Here is a 17,586-nt window from a genome sequence, read left to right as displayed (position 1 = left end):
AAACTCCGTTCTACCATCTTTCTTTACCACTATTTATATTTCGGACAGGTCTATTTGAAGTGAGAGCATTCTTATTTGAAGTGAGAACATTGCGGGTTAAAACAGCAAAGTTTCAGGTTGAAATGAAAATACTCTCATTTGAAACGAGGTAATTTTGGGTTGCGATCGAATTAGTCCTGTTTGAAATGAGAATGTTCTTGCTTGCAGTGAAATCACTCTCGTCTTAGATAGAAATTCTGGAGTTTTGAAGGCGATCGTTCCTATTTCTCATCCAAACAGCGGAGAATTGGGCTAGAACTAGGTAAAAATTAGCCCCAGTTTTAACCGTTTATGGAACTCGTCACGCTTGCTGCTACGCTTGCCACGCTGTTTTTTTCGGAAGCGCTGAAGGAGGGCGGCAAGACGTTGGGTAAAGAAGTGTCTGAACGCACGGCACAGCTCGTTACTTCTGTACGCAACAAGTTTAAGTCGTCTGGAACAGAGGGATTGTTGGTGCGGGCAGAGAAGCAGCCCTCAGAATCAAATATTGCTTTGGTGGAAGCAGAGCTAGTGGCACAGATTGAGGAAGATCCGTCCTTTGCCACACAGCTTCAGGATCTGGTGCAACAGCTTCAGGCGGCGGGGGTGGTGCGTCAGGTGATGGCAAGTGGACTCGATCTCTCTGGCGATCTGGAAGCGGGCGATTTGACACAGCGATCGACTCAGGCAGGTGCAGTAGATCAGGTAATGCTGGCGGATGTGAAGGCGCAAAATATCAAGCTGGGTAATCTGACGCAGGACAGCTAGGGGCATGAGTCAGTCAGAGGGTCTACCAGAGGAAAGTATTTCAGCCGCGAAGCAGATCAGGCAAAGTATTTTCGAGAATGTGCAGGCGACGAATATCCAAACCGGGGATATTCATCAAACGATTCATTTGCCCTCAGCCGATCGCCCCACAATAACCCAGCTATCTGAAATTCCCTATCGCGGATCGCCTCATTTTTTGGGGCGCGATCGGGCAATGGCAGACCTGCATCAGGCTTTGCAGCAGAACGATCGCGTGGCAATTACGGCGATCGCTGGGATGGGGGGCGTAGGCAAGACGGAATTGGCGGTTCAATATGCGCGGCAGCACCGGGAGAGCTATCCGGGTGGGGTCTGTTGGCTCCGCGCTAGAGAAAGCAGCCTGGAAGCGCAGCTTTTGCAGAAGGTGGAGCTGGAGTTGAGGCTGTCGGTGCCGCAAGAGTGGCGGGGAAAACTGCTGTCGTTGGCGGAGCAGGTGCAGTGGTGCTGGCACAACTGGCAGCCGGATGGCTTGGTGCTGGTGGTGCTGGATGATGTGACAAGTTTGGCGGACTGTCGGGCAGTATTGCCCACGGATCAGCGGTTTCGGGTGGTGCTGACGACGCGGCAGCGGGGGCTGGATGCTAGCTTTGTGGAGCTGCCGCTGGATGTTTTGGCGGAAGAGGATGCGATCGCCCTCTTGCAGGAGGTGATTGGGGCAGCGCGAGTGGCGCGAGAGCCATCTGAGGCGGCAGAGCTGTGTGCCTGGTTGGGATACCTGCCGCTGGGACTGGAACTGGTGGGGCGATATTTGGGAGGCGATCGATTCCTCTCTTTGGGCGAGATGCTGGAACGGCTGAAGGCACAGTCAATTCAAGATCCTTCGGTGGATCGAGACGCGCAGTATCAAATGACGGCACAGCTAGGGGTGAAGGCGGCGTTTGAGTTGACCTGGCAAACCCTGGATGCGGCAACGGCAGAGGTGGCGATGCTGCTGAGTTTGTTTGCAGCGGATGTGATTCCCTGGTCTTTGGTGGAGTGGATGATGCAGCGGGTGCATGGCGAGGAGTCCGCTGTCTCTGATGCCAGACGAGAGCTGGATAATCGCTACCTGATTCAACCTGTTGATCCGGCTGAGGCGGATGATTCAGGAGCTTACAAGCTGCATCCGCTGATTCGGGAGTTTTTGCAGGCTAAGCTGACAGAGTTTGCAAACGCTGAACCGCTGCGGCAGGCATTCGTTGATGAGATGATCAGAATGGCTCAGCTAATGCCGCAAGCTCCAACCCTTGATTTCGTTGCAGCCTTTGACATCGTGCGCCCTCATCTGGAAGAAGTGGTGACTGGGATGAGCGATCGCGTTAGCGATGACGATCTACCTTGGGCGTTTTGGGGACTGGCTCGATTTTATGAAGGGCAAGGGCTATATGCCCTAGCAGAACCCTGGTGTCGAGAATGCCTAACAGCTACGCAAAGGCGGTTAGGGGAAGAGCATCCCGGTGTAGCAGCCAGCTTCAACAATCTGGCTGAACTTTACAAATCTCAGGCGCGATATGGGGAAGCAGAACCTTTGTACATCCGAGCATTTGAGATGTTCAGACGTCTATTGGGTGAAGAGCATTCGTATGTGGCAACCAGTCTTAACAATCTAGCGTTGATCTATGAATCCCAAGGGCGATACAGCGAGGCAGAACCGCTCTTATTGCAAGCCTTAGAAATACACAAATCCTTTTGGGGCGAAGAGCATCCCGATGTGGCAACCAGTCTTAACAACCTGGCATTGCTCTATGAATCCCAAAGACGATACAGCGAGGCAGAACCGCTATATCTCCAAGCTTTGGAGCTAAGTAGACATCTACTCGGTAATGACAATCTTCGTGTAGCCATAAGTCTCAACAATCTGGCAGCACTCTACGCATCTCAAGGGCGATATAAGGAGGCAGAACCGCTGTATCTTCAAGCTTTGGAGTTGAGAAAACACCTTTTGGGTGAGGAGCACCCTGATGTAGCAACCAGTCTCAACAATCTGGCATTGCTATACAATTTCCAAGGGCAATTTAGGGAAGCAGAATCACTGTATCTCCAAGCTTTGGAGTTGAGAAAACGCTCTTTGGAAGGAGAGCATCCCAATAGGGCAACCAACCTCGACAATCTGGCAGCACTCTATGAATCCCAAGGGCGCTACAGCGAAGCTAAACCCCTCTATCTCCAGGCTTTGTCCATTTGCGCGAAGACATTAGGAGACAATCACCCCAGTACCCGCACCATCGGTCAAAACCTTGAGAACCTCCATCACCAAATCCACCCCGATCGCTCCTCCTCTCCTCAGAAAAGACGATCGCATCCCCTCATCCAATTCCTCAAAGCCATTATTCGCGCCCTAAAACGGCTATTCCGCCTGTAGAAACCAGAGCAGCAATGACCCCAAAGAGGCGATCGCATTGAGTGATGGAGCGATCGCTCTAAACTAGAGATATTCGAGAACATAACCGCCTTCAAATTGCCAGTATGGAACCAGTGATCTATCAAATCGATGCCTTCTGGGATACCGACTCAGCCGTCTGGGTTGCCACCAGTGACGATGTTCCAGGATTGGCAACAGAGGCAGACACCATTGAAATACTCAGCCAAAAACTCCGCAGCATGATTCCAGAATTATTGCGTCTAAACCACGTCATTGCTGGAGATTATGCCGGAGCGATCGCCTTTCAACTCACCAGCCATCGGCAAGAATTGATCAAGGTAGCATCCTAAAATGGCTGAATCGTTAACGCCCAAATTAAAGAAAATCCTAGTAGTAGCTGGCTGTTCTTTAGAGCGACAAGGCAAAGGCGATCACGAAATTTGGTACAGCCCAATTACTCAACGGCGCTTTGTTGTGGACAGCGCGATCAAGTCCCGTCACACCGCTAACGCAGTTTTGAAACAAGCTGGACTGCCAAAAGAATTTTAATAGAAGATGACAGGTAAAGCGATGCAGATTGAAATTCAACTTGATGAAGAACGGGCAGGCAAGCTAGCGCAGATTCAGCAGCAAACCCAGCAGGATGCGACTGAATTGATCGATCGCATGGTGAGTGAGGCGATCGATCAACGCTACCGAGAGCTACAATCCTCTGATGCCGATCCTTTAGCCAAATTAAAAAATAGTGGCTTCATTGGCTGTGGAAAAGCCGATCCAAATCTGTCTACCAACTACAAAGAAATCCTGAAAACAGAATGGGCAGCCAAGCATGGTTATCACTGACACTGGATTCTGGTTAGCGCTTGCTAGTGACGATGATGTCTATCATGCTCAGGCTCAAAATGTCCTCGATCGTCTCCAAGAGCCACTCATTACAACCTGGTGTGTGGCGACAGAAGCTTGCTATCTATTGCTAACTCGCATTGGCAATCACGCCCAAGTTAGCTTCATGAACAACTTGTTCACTGGTGGAGTGCAGATCTTTGACTTGCAGCTGCCTCATATCCAGCGAATGCTCCAACTGATGGAACGCTATGCGGATCTACCGATAGGATCTAGCCGATGCGTCGCTCATAGTCCTAGCCGAACACCTGGGTCACGGGCGCATTCTAACGGTAGATCGGCGAGACTTCAACGCCTATCGCTGGAGCAACAACAACCCTTTTGAAAATCTGTTGCTCTCATAAACTGCTCTCAAAGGCGATCGCATTGAGACGGAGAGCGATCGTCCTAAACTAGACATATTGCAGTTGAGCCAGTTTATTTCTGGAGACTATGCAAGAGCGATCGTCTTTCAACTCGCGACCTAGGTAATTTGCCCAACCTACATCGCCAATACTTGGCTTTTCAAAGGCACGAGAGCCTGGTGCAGGACGCTCGGTTTGGCGTTGAGATAGACTTCTCGACCACTACTCTCGTTGTGCCCCACCACGATCGCTCCAATAATAGTGCCTAGATCGGGATACATTTCCTCACGCATTACCCCTTGATCCAAGAAATCTGGAATCTTAATCAAACCCTTGACTGAAGCCTCGCCCAGATCAACAAATACGCCAAACGGAGCATGATGTTCCACTTTGCCCTGAACAAATTGACCCAAGGGATACTTCAACTTGATTTGATTCAAACTTGGATTATCCATTCGATTCACCGAGATTTGAGAATACGTGGACATTCATTAAGCACTGGAAACAAGCGCTGGGGAATTATGACTTCAATCCGCTCTCGCCCGTCTTTCTCATCATAACGATATTCCAAAAGCTTAAAATATGCCTCATAAATAACAGGATCTACCAAAACCTCAAGAATTCCCTCTTGGTAGCTTCAGCAATGCTGCGGTCGTTAGCCCCTGCAAAATAGCAACTCCCATCGGTATAGGGAGGATTGTAAGGAAAATCAGTAGGCTGAAATCCCTCCTTTAAAAGCTTTTGTCCTTTCCCTCGCTGTGGAGCTTTATAAATTGTGATGCCCTGAAGGGTCTGAGCTTGGATTGACTGCATTTCTTACACCTAATCCGATCGCCTCCCTGGCCCAAACTCATCGGGCAAATCCTCGATCGCAATCTTCAATTCTCGACACAAGGCTTTAACCTGTGGAATGTTGGGTCTAGCGGCGGATTCACCAGATTCCCAACGTTGATAAGTGCGAAGAGGAATCCCACACCGCCGAGACAATTCTTCTTGCGTCAGACCCGCTTTTTCTCTCAACTGTTTTAACGGCGATTCGCCCGCTTTTGGTTGTCTGTCTTCAACCATGACGATAACGACAAATCCTCGCGACAGATTGACGTAGGGAATGGTTCATGGCAAGATGATTCAAAGATAAAAATTGAGTGATTGTCGGCATTTAAGCAGCCTATCCAGGTTGAAAATGCCGTCTCAGCACTTTGCCCAATTAGAACGATCGCGTGATGAGTTTTGCACTCACCACAGCTTTGCCCTGCCTTAAATCCTAAACCAGAGAAGCTCCCATGACCTACTTCGATCGCCTTCATCCTTGGTGCATTATTCGTCTATTGCCTAATATGCAGCGAATTGTTGTCGCTCGATTCCGCTATCGGGGGCAAGCCGAGGAATACCTTCGCATTCTGCAACGGCTAAATCCTGAAGCCAATCACATTTTGGTGTTTGATCCACCCGATCGCCTTTTCTCTAATGCGTACTGCCATCAGGCAACTGGCGGCAGTGGATGGGTGAGAAACGCGTACTCTTCTACGATTCGATCGCCCAGCAGATGCTCTTGGATAATTTGCTCGATCACTTCTGGGGAGGCGCTGTGATACCACACGCCATCTGGATAGACCAGCAAAATCGGCCCTTTTTGACAGACTCGTAGGCAATTGGCTTTGGTGCGAAAAATGCAGGTGGGGCGATCGGCAGTCGGCTGATCCAGTCCGAGCTGCTTCAGGCGTTTCTTGAGGTAATCCCAGGCAATCAGACTCTCTGCTTTATCGCAGCACTTGGGCACCGTCTGGTCAGCACAAAGGAATAGGTGGCGCTGAATTTGAGGTATGCCTAAGGTCTGAACACAGGCACTTAGGGAATCCAGGAGCGAATCTGGCGCGGTAACATCACAGTCGGGAGCCATAGTTGAGCTGCGCTTATCTGCGCTTATTCAGCAATCACTATGTCCATCCTAATTCACGATCGCCAGAATACTATTTCTAGCGCGAACTCTAGAACTAAACTGAGGAACTATGCCAGAGGTTTTTGGACAGTTGCCGAGAACCGAAGCGCCCTGGGTGCTATTGGGAGCGGTGCAGACCGTTGAAGTGTTGCCACAGCAGGTCAGGTTTGGCTGCGAGAATGCCCAGCTTTGGATCAGCGTTTTGGCGACAGGGTTAATTCGGGTACGGCTGGTGCGAGGAGAGCCATTGCCTCGGCGATCGTGGGCAGTTGCCAAAGCTGATGAAGCATGGGCGATCACTCCTTTTGAAATCCACGAGACCGCAGATTGGGTAGAAATCACAACCGATCGCCTGCGGGTGCGGGTTGAGCGTCATCCCTGTCGTTTCACCTGTTTTGACCTGAAGGATGAACAGAGCGATCGCCCTTTTGCCTCAGACCTCAGCATGGGCTGGCGCGGCAACACAACCGCCTGCTGGAAGCAAATTCACCCAGACGATCGCTTCTACGGCTTTGGCGAACGGACGGGGCTACTAGAGAAGCGATCGAAGCGGTTTACAAACCTGACTACCGATTCGCTAGACTACACCAGTCTCACGGATGCCATGTATCAGACGATTCCGGTGTTTCTGGTGCTGCGTCCAGAAATCTGCTACGGCGTGTTCTTCAACACGACCCATGCCAGCAGTTTTGATGTGGGTGCAACCCATCTCGATCAGCTCCAGATGGAAACGCAGGGCGAACTGGATTACTACCTGTTCTATGGCGCTGACCCGGCGGAAATTTTGCGGCTGCATACTGAGCTAACTGGGCGGATGCCGCTGCCGCCGCGCTGGGCGCTAGGCTATCACCAATGTCGCTGGAGCTACGGCTCTGAAACAGAGGTGCGTCAGGTGGCGCAAGGATTTCGCGATCGCCAGATTCCCTGTGATGTGGTTCATCTCGATATCGACTATATGCAGGGCTTTCGCGTCTTCACCTGGAACGCCCAGCATTTCCCTGATCCGGCAAAGCTAATCGGCGATCTGGGGCAGCAGGGCTTTCGGGTGGTAACGATCGTTGATCCAGGCGTGAAGTATGAGCCAGACAGCAACTATCCAATCCTGAATCAGGGTTTGGCGCAAGACGCTTTCATCCGGTACGCCGACGGCAAAGTGTTCCATGCCTATGCCTGGGCAGAGCGCTCTGTGTTTCCTGACTTTATGCGATCGCAGGTGCGTCAGTGGTGGGGTGACTCACACCGGGCGCTCACCGAGGTCGGCGTTGCAGGCATCTGGAACGACATGAACGAACCCGCCATGAACGATCGCCCCTTTGGTGATCCGGGTGAAAAGATATGGTTTCCTGAAACCGCCCCTCAAGGCGATGGCGCAGACCGCACCACCTACGCCGAAACCCACAATCTCTATGGGCAAATGATGGCGCGATCGGCAGCGGAAGCTCTGGAGGCTTTGCGACCTCAGCAGCGGTCATTTGTGCTAACGCGATCGGGCTATGCCGGAATCCAGCGCTGGTCGGCAGTCTGGACAGGGGACAACCACTCGCAGTGGGAATATCTGGAAATGTCCCTACCCATGCTCTGCAATTTAGGGCTGTCGGGAGTTGCCTTTGTGGGAGCCGACGTGGGTGGTTTTGCGGGAAATGCCACGTCAGAGCTGTTTGCCCGCTGGATGCAGGTGGGAATGCTCTATCCGCTGATGCGCGGTCACTCTATGATCGAAACTAGACCCCACGAACCTTGGGCGTTTGGCGATCGCATCACCGAGATCTGCCGTCAGTACATCAATCTGCGCTATCAGCTTTTGCCCTACCTCTACAGCCTGTTCTGGGAAGCAGCAACCACAGGCGCCCCGATTTTGCGACCGCTGGTTTATAACTTTTCTGCCGATCCGCAGACCCACTCTCTTGCCGATCAGGTGATGCTAGGAGCTTCGTTGATGGCAGCTCCAGTTCTGCGACCGGGGGTGACTTGTCGGGTCGTTTACCTGCCGCAGGGCACCTGGTATGACTGGTGGACGGGCGAAAAGTATGAGGGGAACCAGCATATCCTGGCAGATGCACCGCTGGAAACAATGCCGCTCTATGTCCGAGCTGGAGCCATTATCCCGATCGCGCCTACCCTGCAGCACACGGATGAATTTCCCGTGACCGAGCTACGCCTCAAAGTCTATGCTGGCGTAGGTGAATTCACGCTGTACGAAGATGACGGCAATAGCTTTGAATACCGTAATGGCGCTTGGGCTACAACGCATTATCGAGTTTACCCAGAGGGCGATCGCATAATTGTGGCAATCGGCGAACGTCAGGGTGCTTGGAAACCCCATCCGCGTCGAGTGATTGTGGAACTGGTAGGCACAGAGGCGCAGGAATTTGAAGATGAGGGGAGCGATCGGAGGTTGGTCTTTTTTGCCTAAAACTCCAGTATTCTGGAAACTTATGTTTGCCATTTATCGTCTATAGACAGTCATTCGTTAGATCAACCGATTCAATTTTTTCTGAGGAGCGCAGGGGTAATGAAAACACGAAATCTTTTTGACGATTTACTAGGAGATCTAGATGACTCTTCTGATTCTCGTAGAGACATTAACGGCACTATTAGAGCCGACAGTTTAACAGGCACTTCTGGCAGAGACACCATCAGAGGGCGATCGGGCGACGATAGCATTAGGGGTCTCAGCGGTGATGATCGGCTCTTCGGAGAGGATGACGATGACAACGTGCGGGGCGGCGATGGCGATGATACGCTCTTTGGCGGCGATGGAGACGATCGTCTTCGAGGCGAAGACGATCGCGATCTCATCTACGGCAACGACGACGATGATGAGGTGAATGGCGGTCGTGACAACGATACGCTCTACGGTGGCAATGGCAACGACAAGCTCAAGGGCGACGAAGGCAACGACAACCTGATCGGCGAAGATGACGACGACCAGCTTTTTGGCGGCAGCGGCAACGACTATCTGGACGGCGTTAGGGGTAACGATCGCCTGTTCGGAGAAAATGGCATCGATCGACTATTTGGCGGCGATGATAACGACGAGCTTTACGGCGGCGGTGACAACGATCAGCTCAGCGGCAATTTGGGCAACGATACGCTAGAGGGCGGCGATGGCAACGATCGCCTAGATGGCAATCCGGGAGATGATACCCTGGTGGGCGGCAAAGGCGATGACATTCTTACGGGCGGCGACGGCAATGACTTTTTGGATGGCAGTATAGGTTCAGACACCGTCAGAGGTGGGGCAGGCAGAGACATCTTCTTGCTGGCAACTGGGGTCGGACGCAACACCATCAATGACTTCAGAGATAGGCAGGATCTACTGGGTCTGTCTGGAAATTTAACCTTCCGCAGTCTCAGGATCGTCGCTGGTAGAACAGGCGGGACTGAGATTAAAGCTGGAAGAGATCCGATCGCCTTCCTGGTCAACGTTAGACCCAATCTCATCACCGCCGCTGACTTTACGTTTAGCTGACCCGTTTTGACTTTAAACAAATCTGGCTTCAGACAAAGTGGTAGGGTGGCAGCGGCGCTTCTAAACTGATTTCCCAGGCAGAATGCTGCCTCTGCCAAACGCTGAGCTGCTCATACAGCCAGCGTTCTGGTACCCGATCGCCCAAAATATAAAATCGCTCAACTTTGCTGAGAGCATCGCCCTGAGCGGCGCCAGAGTCGCCACGCACCCAGTCAGAATATTGACCAGCGATCGCCTCTGCAATCGCCTGGAGTTCAATCTGCTGCTGCTGCTGCCAGTCCACCTGCGCCTGATACGCCTCTTTTTTAGCCAAAAAATATTGTTTGCCCTTCAGATCTGGAGCAATTGGAGCCTCTACCAAAGAGACTGAGGCTAGCTTCAAGAGATACTCAGCCCGACCCTCAAACCTTTCTAGTTTGGCAACATAGTCACTTTGATGAGCCTCTAAATGCTCCACTAGCCCCTGCCGAGAGACAAACTGCGTGCCAAAGCGCAGCGGCAGTAGGGAAGTTTGCTGAAACATCTGACGTATGACGCGATCGTGCGCCACAACAGCCTGCATCAGGCGATCATCATTTTCGTGAAGAGTTTCGGCTGCCAAGTGGGGTTCTACGATCGCCGCCAAATCATCGACTTGCAGTAGCTCAACGGCTGCCGCAATTCCAAAGGGAAGCTCTAAGGAACGAGGCAAGTTGGGGAGAAATGCATAGGTGTATAGCATTACGTAATTGAGTTAGGACGAGTTATTTTTTGAGGGCTGCGCAGCTCTCAAAAAATAACTCATTGGATCTAAGCGCGTAGCGCCATACATGATGAGGGCTGTGCAATCAAATATGCGTTTAGAAAAAGTTTGGGCTTAGCAAGAACTGCGAAACACAAGAACCGCTCAGCGCTACCTTTCCTAGTAAAGCAGGAGTGCAGCACAACTGAGCGGTTAAGTGTAATTTGGGTTAGCTCTAATCTTTAACCCTTGCGGTTTAGCGCTTCAGCGGGTTTGCGATGGGCAATCTCAGCAAACTTGCCATTGGTATGACCATTACCGTTTCGAGGCTGAATCACGCCATAGCCACCATGGTTGCGCTCATAAATGACGTTGATCTCGCCCGTTTCTGAGCTGCGAAACATATAGAAATCGTGATCGACTAACTCTAGCTGTTCTTGCGCCTCCTGTAGCGTCATGGGCGGCATCGCAAAGTATTTCGTCCGCACAACGGTGCCGGGAAGCTCTGGAACGCGATCGTCGCTGAGCAACGTGGGCGCGACAGATTCTGGCTCTAGCACATCCGCAGTTTTGATCGACGCATGAATCTGTTCATGGCGCTTTTCCTTATATCTGCGAAGCTGGCGGGCAATCTTGTTGGCAACTAAATCAATGCTGGCATAGAGACTCTCACTGCTTTCTTCGGCCCGGACGACTGTTCCATTGGCATAGATAGTAACTTCAGCGATCTGGCTGGGATTGATTCTGGGATTACGAGCGACAGAAAGATGAACATCGACCTCGGTTGTCAGGTGTTGAAAATGGACAACAGCCTTTTCAATTTTCTGATGAACATACTCACGAATAGCCTCGGTAATTTCGATGTTTTTGCCCTGGATAACAAGCTTCATATTAAGCTCTCTCCTAACAAGGTTGGCTCTTCCATTCACCCTAACACTTTGTATTGTGGACAACAGGCGAGTTTATAATCTTTTGCATGGGTTGATAATTCTTGATAAGAACATCGAGAATTATCCGAGACTTGGGTTAAATTACGCTTGTTTTTCAGTCTATCTTTCAAGGTATTCTTGTAGATCGTGTGATGCAATCTTCCTTGGCTCAATGTCATCTTTACAATGGCGGTTTGGTGCCCTACGAGACGGCTCTGACCTGGCAGCGATCGCAAGTGACCGATCGCAGAGCCGATCCCTCCCTGCCCGACGCTTTGCTACTGCTGGAACATCCTGCTGTGTACACCTTGGGTCACGGGTCAACCCTAGAGTTCCTCAAGTTCGATCCCGCTCATTCGCCCCATTTGCTATATCGGGTCGAGCGGGGAGGCGAAGTCACCTACCACTGTCCAGGGCAACTCGTAGGCTATCCTATTCTCAACTTGCGTCGTCATCAGCCAGATCTGCACTGGTATTTACGGCAGCTTGAAGAAGTGCTAATCCAGGTTTTGGCGCTCTATGGGCTGAAGGGCGATTGCATTCCCGGCTTCACGGGAGTCTGGCTAGAGGGGCGCAAAGTTGCGGCGATCGGCATTAAAGTGAGCCGTTGGATTACAATGCACGGCTTTGCCCTGAACGTTTGCCCCGATTTGTCAGGATTTCAGCACATTATTCCCTGTGGCATCGAAGGTAAGCCAGTCGGCAGCTTGGCCGAATTCGTCCCCAATATCAGCTTTGACCAAGTGCGCCAGCAGATTGCCACCATATTTTCAGAGATATTTCAACTCCAGCTCCAGCCTATGCCCTGGGTCATACCCATTTAAATTGATGAGGCGGCAGATGATTTTCGAGAGCCGCGCTCGGCGCGGCTCTCGAAAATCATCTGCCCTGCTTGGGTCTTAAATTGGTATCAGCAATTTAAGACCCAAGCTGAAACTGGAGAGGATTCAGGATTCAGGAGCCAGAATCGTCCAAATTCCGTAAGATTACTTGAAAATAGCTCTTCTGAATCCCAAATTCTGAGTCCAGAATTGTCCGGGTTCCGTGAAATTACTTGAAAATAGATGTAACATTTTGATTAAGGTTTTGTTTAATGGCTTGTAGGGTGACATCGTTGGCTGGAGTGATCTGAATTCATGTTCATAGCGTCCCATCTTGACTCGTCAAATGTTTGCGATATCTACTCATTGCCAAGGGCTGTAAAGCTTGAGGCTTTTAGCCTTTTGGATGCAGTTATTCCTTTGCGGCAGCGCGATGAACAGATATTGACGGAATTATTTCGGCAAGAAGGAATTGAGGCGATCGAAGAAGATATCGCCTGCAATCTCTTGTGTAGGCACCCAGAACCCTGTTGGGAAGATGATCCGTTTGAGTTTCTAAGAGAATATCTCTAAATACGCGATGTGCAACTTGGTCTGAAAGTCTTGTAGGATCGCCATCTCGCCCGTCCGAATCTGGGCAGGATATCCAATCTGGGCAGACAAGAGGCCCGCCCCACGTAGATCAAGAGCTTTAGAACAAGAGGCGCACCTCGCGTTAAATAGATGCCATAGAAGAAGCCCTGCAAAAAGTTTGCAGGGCTTCTTCTGTACAAAACTAGGGTGAGCCTAGTCTGGGTTAGATTCGGGATAGTGATTGCGGATGCGCTCTGCTTCTGGGCAGTCTTCTGAGACGAGAGGTTCACCATCACCCCGCGACACGGCAGCCAGCTTTTGCATAACCGAACCAATGCTTTCTAAACGAATCATTTCCTCCCAAGAGCAAACTTCATCATCTTCGTCAGTTTCATAACGCACGGTCACCAAATCACCTTCAATGTCTAGGATGCGAGCGCGCTCGATCCAGCGTTGCTGATCCCGCAAAAAGATCCAAACCTCTCTACCATCACAACACAGTTGATAGATTTTGCGGTGTAGCATGTATCGCTTCTCCTCGGCAAACAACTAGCAAATAATCAACGAAACCTCAGCCTAGGTACGGAATAGCTTGCAGCTTACTCGCAATCAAAGGCAACGTAGAATCGCGCAGCTTCTCTGAAACTAGAGGCTAACGCAAAAACAGCAGAAAATCCTGCAAATATGGAAATAGTCATAAGACCGCTGGCATGAGCTGGGGCGCATGACGGGGTACGATGCATCGGCACGGGGCTGTAGCGAAAGATGCAGAGCTGTAGCGAAAGACTTCGAGGCACCTTCTGATTTTGCAAGCAGCCAATAAATTCATGATGGTTGAACAATTTAGATATGTCTGAAAATGCCACTCAAGATGAAAATAGTCTAGAATCAACCGACTCAGCTATCGCAATTAAACCTTGAGTTGGCTCTCTTGGGAATAGGGATCTCGCTGTGGAGTTTAAAGAGTGGATAAAGATAGACTGCTGGAACTCATATACTATTCTAGCGAAATTGAAGAAACTTTGGGAATTTCTCGTAGTTCATCGACAATTTCATCGACAGCTCATCAACATCATGGCGATTTTATTGGAGTTTTATGCTGCTGCATCTGAGTACTTGGCTAGAAGTTGAAGCGTATCTTAGCCGATCGCAGGGCTTAATCATCCCGATCGGCTCAACAGAGCAGCATGGGCCAACTGGACTAATTGGCACGGACGCCATCTGCGCAGAGGCGATCGCGCGGGGCATTGGCGAAGCCACTCAGGCGATCGTCGCACCCACCATCAATGTAGGTATGGCATTGCATCACACCGCATTTCCGGGCAGCATTAGCCTTCGCCCCAGTACGTTGATGCTAGTAATCCGCGACTCTTTGATGAGCCTAGTCAGAGCCGGATTTACAAAATTTTTCTTTGTCAACGGTCACGGCGGCAATATCGCTACGCTAAAGGCTGCTTTTTCAGAAACCTATCTAGACTTAGCCAATCTGAACTTGCCCCAGAGCGATCGCGTTCAGTGTCGGCTGGCAAACTGGTTTATGTGTGGCTCAGTCTATGGGCTGGCAAAGAGTCTCTATGGCGACCAGGAAGGCTCTCATGCCACACCCAGCGAAGTGGCTCTAACGCAGTATCTCCACCCGGAGGCAATTAAGCAGGCACCGCTCAGCCCCCAAGTTGCCTCTGGACAGCCCATTTACGGAGCGATCGATTTTCGGCGCCGCTACTCAGATGGACGCATGGGTTCCAATCCCGCTTTAGCAACTCCAGAGCATGGCAAGCAGTTCTATGACCTGGCAGTTAAAGAGCTAAGCGAGGGCTATTTGAAGTTCTTGAGCGAAGACTAGGTGGATTCTGACGAGCTTGGAGGTGTGACGATCGCCTCTTTAGCCTTTGCCCGCTCCTCTTTCTTCTTGCGATCGGCTTTCAGAATGTCATCTAAGACAATCCGAGCCTGCGTGATTTTTTCCAGATTGCCGCGATACAGCTCTAGATCTTTCTGAGCTTTGTCGGGCGACAGCTTCAGGGCTTCGCCGAGGGTTTGCAGCGCCTCATTCCGCCGCTTCTCATCTTTGACTAGGTCTGGATCGGTGGTTTCTAGCAGCGTGTATAGCCCGATCGCCGACAGACGGCTGTACTTATACTTGGAGTTGTTGGCAACAGCCTGCAATGCGCCCAGCAACGAACCCTCCTGATTTTCTCCAAGCTGACGCACCTTTGCCAGGAAATCTCCAGAGGTAAAAGCCGCGGCCTCAGACCGCAGCTGCTCAGCATCTTGGCGGTATTTCTGTGGATCAGACTGCAAAGACTGACACAAAGCGCTGAAAATAGAGGTCAAATCTTCTTCGGGTCGGTAGCCCTGCATGAAGCGATCGAAGGCTGTGACCACCCCTAGGGCGTAAATAGGGTCATAGCTAAAGTCCGCATTGACGGAAAGCAAGTGCATCTCTACCATCAATTCATCAACCACCCGCCGATAAATGGAGTTAATAGGGCGGGTGTGCAGGTTGTAGAAGGCTCTCTTGGTGTCGGAAACGGTGCGGACAGTACTCACTAGCGATTCTTAAAGATAATTCAATATTATTATCCCACATGGGAGCAGGATTAGAGATTATGCCCTCAAGACCCACGATATTTTTGCAGCTTTGAATTTTGAGGTGATACTAACTAATGCTAGGAGTAGATTTCCTGGCGCAACTCGCTTCTTGACCTGCCACTCCTGAGATTCTGCTATGGCTTACGAACCGCTACACCATAAGTATCGTCCGCAAACCTTTGCTGAATTGGTGGGGCAAGAGGCGATCGCCTCCACGTTAACAAACGCCCTGCGGCAGCAAAAAATTGCCCCTGCTTACCTGTTTACCGGAGCTAGGGGCACAGGGAAAACCTCCAGCGCCCGCATTTTGGCAAAGTCGCTGAATTGCCTCAATAGCGCGGTGCCTACTGAAAAACCTTGTGGAGTTTGCGATGTGTGTCGGGCGATCGCCAACGGTTCGGCGCTAGATGTGGTTGAGATCGATGCTGCCAGCAATACGGGAGTTGACAATATTCGGGAGCTGATTGAGCGATCGCAGTTTGCCCCAGTTCAGGCTCGTTTTAAGGTATATGTGGTCGATGAGTGTCATATGCTCAGCACTGCGGCATTCAACGCCCTACTGAAAACCCTGGAAGAGCCGCCCGATCGCGTCGTTTTTGTCCTGGCTACCACCGATCCGCAAAAGGTGCTGCCTACAATTATTTCGCGCTGCCAGCGGTTTGACTTTCGCCGCATTCCCCTTGATGCGATGGTGAGACATCTTAACCACATTGCCGCAAAGGAGGCGATCGCCATTACGCCGGAAGCGATTCAGCTTGTGGGGCAGATTTCGCAGGGCGGCTTGCGCGATGCAGAAAGCCTGCTAGATCAGCTGAGCCTATTAGAAGGAGAGGTGAGCAGCGATCGCGTTTGGGATTTGGTGGGCGCTGTACCTGAAAAAGATTTGCTGGCACTGGCACAAGCGATCGCCCAGGACGACTCTACGGCGGTAATCGATCAGGCGCGTCATCTAATGGATCGAGGGCGCGAACCCCTGACCGTATTGCAAAATCTCGCCAGCTTCTACCGAGACCTGCTGATTGCCAAAGCCACGCCCGATCGCCTGGATCTAGTTGCCATTACGCCTCCTACTTGGGCAGAACTCTGTCAGTTTGTGCAGGAACTCAATATTCGCTCGATTCTTTGGGGACAGCAGCGCCTCAGGGAAAGCGAGGGGCAGGTGAAGAATACGACACAGCCGCGCCTCTGGTTAGAAGTAACTCTGATGGGGCTGCTCCCTTCAGCATTACCTCAGAGCGGTGCCCCAACAGCCAGTCAGCTAGTACCAGGACAGTCTAATGGAGTCGGCAAGCCGCCAGCTCCTAAAGCGACCGCTGCTCCTGACCCTCTCCCGCCGCAGAACCGAAAAACGGCAGATCTCCCGCCACAATCTGCCTCCACGAACTCTGGAAATGGCAGTGTTGAATTGTCGCCTCTCCATGAAGAACCTCAGCTTCCGCCTCAGCCGGAACCGATCGTTGTCCCTGATCCCAAACCAGAGATTTCCCCAGCACTCGATCTGATTCAGTTTTGGGATCAGTTAGTTGCCAATCTGCATCCGCCTGGGACTCAAATGCTGTTGCGTCAGCAGGGTCACTTGATCGCATTTGATGGAAAACAGGCTCGTGTGGGCTTTAAGTCTCAGCAGCTTTTTAAGATGGCGATCGAGCGTGTGCCAAATATGGAGGCAGCGTTTGAAAAGATCTGTGGGCACAAGGTCAGGGTTGTTCCAGAGGTGATGATAGTCGGTGATGGACAGCCTAATGGCAGCCAGTCTAGTAACGGTAAGCCCAGCAATGGCAGGCTTGGTGAGCGATCGCCTCAGCCTACCGTCAGAGAGTCCTCACCCGAATTTAATGCCGCTGCTCCACCTACGCGACCCGATCGCGTTGAGCGATCCGACGCAAAGCCATCTCTGATAGGAAAATCAGTCCCATCTTCAATGGCTTCAGCTTCTCCCTTAGAAGCTTGGCAGCAAGAGGATGAAGTTAACAGAGCGGCGAAGAGCGTTGCCCAAATGTTCAACGGGCAGATTGTTGATCTAGAAGAGAGCTTGCAGCCTGTCGCAGAGGCAGTGTTGCAAGCTCCCGCCGAGGTCGTTGAGGCTGAAGTGGATGCAGATGATGACGATGATGTGCCCTTCTAAA

18 protein-coding genes and 1 pseudogene are annotated in these 17,586 nt (G+C 51.2%); 12 read left to right on the top strand and 7 right to left on the bottom strand.

The window, feature by feature from the left end:
- Positions 1-330: 330 nt before the first annotated feature.
- From AC5JMP_RS16500 to AC5JMP_RS16475, 6 genes and pseudogenes are all read left to right on the top strand, one after another.
- On the top strand, positions 331-786 hold the full coding sequence (locus tag AC5JMP_RS16500; protein ID WP_495852573.1) for a hypothetical protein: 456 nt from the start codon (positions 331-333) through the stop codon (positions 784-786).
- Between the two features lie 4 nt (positions 787-790).
- Positions 791-3,166, top strand: a complete 2,376-nt coding sequence (locus AC5JMP_RS16495; protein WP_495852572.1) for a tetratricopeptide repeat protein — start codon at positions 791-793, stop codon at positions 3,164-3,166.
- 104 nt (positions 3,167-3,270) lie between these two features.
- A complete protein-coding gene (locus AC5JMP_RS16490) occupies positions 3,271-3,516 on the top strand; it encodes a DUF1902 domain-containing protein (protein ID WP_495852571.1) in 246 nt (81 codons plus the stop codon).
- Position 3,517: 1 nt separating this feature from the next.
- Positions 3,518-3,715 (top strand): type II toxin-antitoxin system HicA family toxin, encoded by a 198-nt coding sequence (locus AC5JMP_RS16485; protein ID WP_495852570.1) that lies wholly within the window; start codon positions 3,518-3,520, stop codon positions 3,713-3,715.
- A gap of 6 nt (positions 3,716-3,721) precedes the next feature.
- On the top strand, positions 3,722-4,009 hold the full coding sequence (locus AC5JMP_RS16480; protein ID WP_495852569.1) for a hypothetical protein: 288 nt from the start codon (positions 3,722-3,724) through the stop codon (positions 4,007-4,009).
- Positions 3,996-4,413 (top strand): annotated as a pseudogene (locus AC5JMP_RS16475) (PIN domain-containing protein). Before AC5JMP_RS16480 ends, AC5JMP_RS16475 begins: the two are co-directional and overlap by 14 nt.
- Positions 4,414-4,550: 137 nt before the next feature.
- Here AC5JMP_RS16475 and AC5JMP_RS16470 read toward each other — a convergent pair.
- From AC5JMP_RS16470 to AC5JMP_RS16460, 3 genes are all read right to left on the bottom strand, one after another.
- Positions 4,551-4,901: an RNA-binding protein gene (locus AC5JMP_RS16470; RefSeq protein WP_495852568.1), complete on the bottom strand. Its 351-nt coding sequence runs from the start codon at positions 4,899-4,901 to the stop codon at positions 4,551-4,553.
- Positions 4,902-5,235: 334 nt separating this feature from the next.
- Positions 5,236-5,481, bottom strand: a complete 246-nt coding sequence (locus tag AC5JMP_RS16465; protein WP_495852567.1) for a helix-turn-helix transcriptional regulator — start codon at positions 5,479-5,481, stop codon at positions 5,236-5,238.
- Positions 5,482-5,893: 412 nt separating this feature from the next.
- Complete coding sequence (locus AC5JMP_RS16460) at positions 5,894-6,313, bottom strand: (2Fe-2S) ferredoxin domain-containing protein (protein ID WP_495852566.1); 420 nt, start codon at positions 6,311-6,313, stop codon at positions 5,894-5,896.
- Between the two features lie 109 nt (positions 6,314-6,422).
- Between AC5JMP_RS16460 and AC5JMP_RS16455 the strand changes: the two genes are divergently transcribed.
- On the top strand, positions 6,423-8,765 hold the full coding sequence (locus AC5JMP_RS16455) for a glycoside hydrolase family 31 protein (RefSeq protein ID WP_495852565.1): 2,343 nt from the start codon (positions 6,423-6,425) through the stop codon (positions 8,763-8,765).
- A 99-nt stretch (positions 8,766-8,864) separates the two neighbouring features.
- Complete coding sequence (locus AC5JMP_RS16450; RefSeq protein ID WP_495852564.1) at positions 8,865-9,824, top strand: calcium-binding protein; 960 nt, start codon at positions 8,865-8,867, stop codon at positions 9,822-9,824.
- Positions 9,825-9,852: 28 nt separating this feature from the next.
- On the opposite strand, the gene AC5JMP_RS16445 is transcribed toward AC5JMP_RS16450, so the two are convergent.
- Entirely contained in the window at positions 9,853-10,545 is a 693-nt protein-coding gene (locus AC5JMP_RS16445) for a GvpL/GvpF family gas vesicle protein (RefSeq protein WP_495852563.1), read from the bottom strand.
- A 242-nt stretch (positions 10,546-10,787) separates the two neighbouring features.
- Positions 10,788-11,435, bottom strand: coding sequence for a ribosome hibernation-promoting factor, HPF/YfiA family (hpf, locus tag AC5JMP_RS16440; RefSeq protein ID WP_495852562.1), 648 nt, complete (start codon positions 11,433-11,435; stop codon positions 10,788-10,790).
- Between the two features lie 191 nt (positions 11,436-11,626).
- Between hpf and lipB the strand changes: the two genes are divergently transcribed.
- Together lipB and AC5JMP_RS16430 are read left to right on the top strand one after the other, a co-directional pair.
- On the top strand, positions 11,627-12,298 hold the full coding sequence (lipB, locus tag AC5JMP_RS16435; RefSeq protein WP_495852561.1) for a lipoyl(octanoyl) transferase LipB: 672 nt from the start codon (positions 11,627-11,629) through the stop codon (positions 12,296-12,298).
- Positions 12,299-12,610: 312 nt separating this feature from the next.
- On the top strand, positions 12,611-12,868 hold the full coding sequence (locus AC5JMP_RS16430) for a hypothetical protein (protein WP_495852560.1): 258 nt from the start codon (positions 12,611-12,613) through the stop codon (positions 12,866-12,868).
- Between the two features lie 213 nt (positions 12,869-13,081).
- Here AC5JMP_RS16430 and AC5JMP_RS16425 read toward each other — a convergent pair whose 3' ends face one another.
- Complete coding sequence (locus AC5JMP_RS16425; RefSeq protein WP_495852559.1) at positions 13,082-13,393, bottom strand: DUF6679 family protein; 312 nt, start codon at positions 13,391-13,393, stop codon at positions 13,082-13,084.
- Between the two features lie 571 nt (positions 13,394-13,964).
- Between AC5JMP_RS16425 and AC5JMP_RS16420 the strand changes: the two genes are divergently transcribed.
- Entirely contained in the window at positions 13,965-14,711 is a 747-nt protein-coding gene (locus tag AC5JMP_RS16420; protein ID WP_495852558.1) for a creatininase family protein, read from the top strand.
- Here the strand turns inward: AC5JMP_RS16420 and psb29 are convergent.
- Positions 14,708-15,418, bottom strand: a complete 711-nt coding sequence (psb29, locus tag AC5JMP_RS16415) for a photosystem II biogenesis protein Psp29 (RefSeq protein ID WP_495852557.1) — start codon at positions 15,416-15,418, stop codon at positions 14,708-14,710. The genes AC5JMP_RS16420 and psb29 overlap by 4 nt on opposite strands.
- Positions 15,419-15,596: 178 nt before the next feature.
- On the opposite strand from psb29, the gene AC5JMP_RS16410 reads away from it, so the two are divergent.
- Positions 15,597-17,585, top strand: a complete 1,989-nt coding sequence (locus tag AC5JMP_RS16410) for a DNA polymerase III subunit gamma/tau (RefSeq protein ID WP_495852556.1) — start codon at positions 15,597-15,599, stop codon at positions 17,583-17,585.
- The last annotated feature ends 1 nt before the right edge of the window (position 17,586 follow it).

Source organism: Drouetiella sp. (genome assembly GCF_059504425.1).
The sequence above is the reverse complement of the archived record's forward strand: the minus strand, read 5'-3'. Positions and strand labels throughout refer to the sequence as shown.

What these genes read in the sequence shown, in the direction of transcription:
- AC5JMP_RS16495 (WP_495852572.1), top strand. Translation starts at nt 791, where the DNA reads ATGAGTCAGTCAGAGGGTCTACCAGAGGAAAGTATTTCAGCCGCGAAG.
- AC5JMP_RS16485 (WP_495852570.1), top strand. Translation starts at nt 3,518, where the DNA reads ATGGCTGAATCGTTAACGCCCAAATTAAAGAAAATCCTAGTAGTAGCT.
- AC5JMP_RS16410 (WP_495852556.1), top strand. Translation starts at nt 15,597, where the DNA reads ATGGCTTACGAACCGCTACACCATAAGTATCGTCCGCAAACCTTTGCT.
- AC5JMP_RS16420 (WP_495852558.1), top strand. Translation starts at nt 13,965, where the DNA reads ATGCTGCTGCATCTGAGTACTTGGCTAGAAGTTGAAGCGTATCTTAGC.
- AC5JMP_RS16450 (WP_495852564.1), top strand. Translation starts at nt 8,865, where the DNA reads ATGAAAACACGAAATCTTTTTGACGATTTACTAGGAGATCTAGATGAC.
- hpf (WP_495852562.1), bottom strand. Translation starts at nt 11,435, where the DNA reads ATGAAGCTTGTTATCCAGGGCAAAAACATCGAAATTACCGAGGCTATT.
- AC5JMP_RS16430 (WP_495852560.1), top strand. Translation starts at nt 12,611, where the DNA reads ATGTTCATAGCGTCCCATCTTGACTCGTCAAATGTTTGCGATATCTAC.
- AC5JMP_RS16445 (WP_495852563.1), bottom strand. Translation starts at nt 10,545, where the DNA reads ATGCTATACACCTATGCATTTCTCCCCAACTTGCCTCGTTCCTTAGAG.
- AC5JMP_RS16480 (WP_495852569.1), top strand. Translation starts at nt 3,722, where the DNA reads ATGACAGGTAAAGCGATGCAGATTGAAATTCAACTTGATGAAGAACGG.
- AC5JMP_RS16425 (WP_495852559.1), bottom strand. Translation starts at nt 13,393, where the DNA reads ATGCTACACCGCAAAATCTATCAACTGTGTTGTGATGGTAGAGAGGTT.
- AC5JMP_RS16455 (WP_495852565.1), top strand. Translation starts at nt 6,423, where the DNA reads ATGCCAGAGGTTTTTGGACAGTTGCCGAGAACCGAAGCGCCCTGGGTG.
- lipB (WP_495852561.1), top strand. Translation starts at nt 11,627, where the DNA reads ATGCAATCTTCCTTGGCTCAATGTCATCTTTACAATGGCGGTTTGGTG.
- AC5JMP_RS16460 (WP_495852566.1), bottom strand. Translation starts at nt 6,313, where the DNA reads ATGGCTCCCGACTGTGATGTTACCGCGCCAGATTCGCTCCTGGATTCC.
- AC5JMP_RS16465 (WP_495852567.1), bottom strand. Translation starts at nt 5,481, where the DNA reads ATGGTTGAAGACAGACAACCAAAAGCGGGCGAATCGCCGTTAAAACAG.
- AC5JMP_RS16490 (WP_495852571.1), top strand. Translation starts at nt 3,271, where the DNA reads ATGGAACCAGTGATCTATCAAATCGATGCCTTCTGGGATACCGACTCA.
- AC5JMP_RS16470 (WP_495852568.1), bottom strand. Translation starts at nt 4,901, where the DNA reads ATGTCCACGTATTCTCAAATCTCGGTGAATCGAATGGATAATCCAAGT.
- AC5JMP_RS16500 (WP_495852573.1), top strand. Translation starts at nt 331, where the DNA reads ATGGAACTCGTCACGCTTGCTGCTACGCTTGCCACGCTGTTTTTTTCG.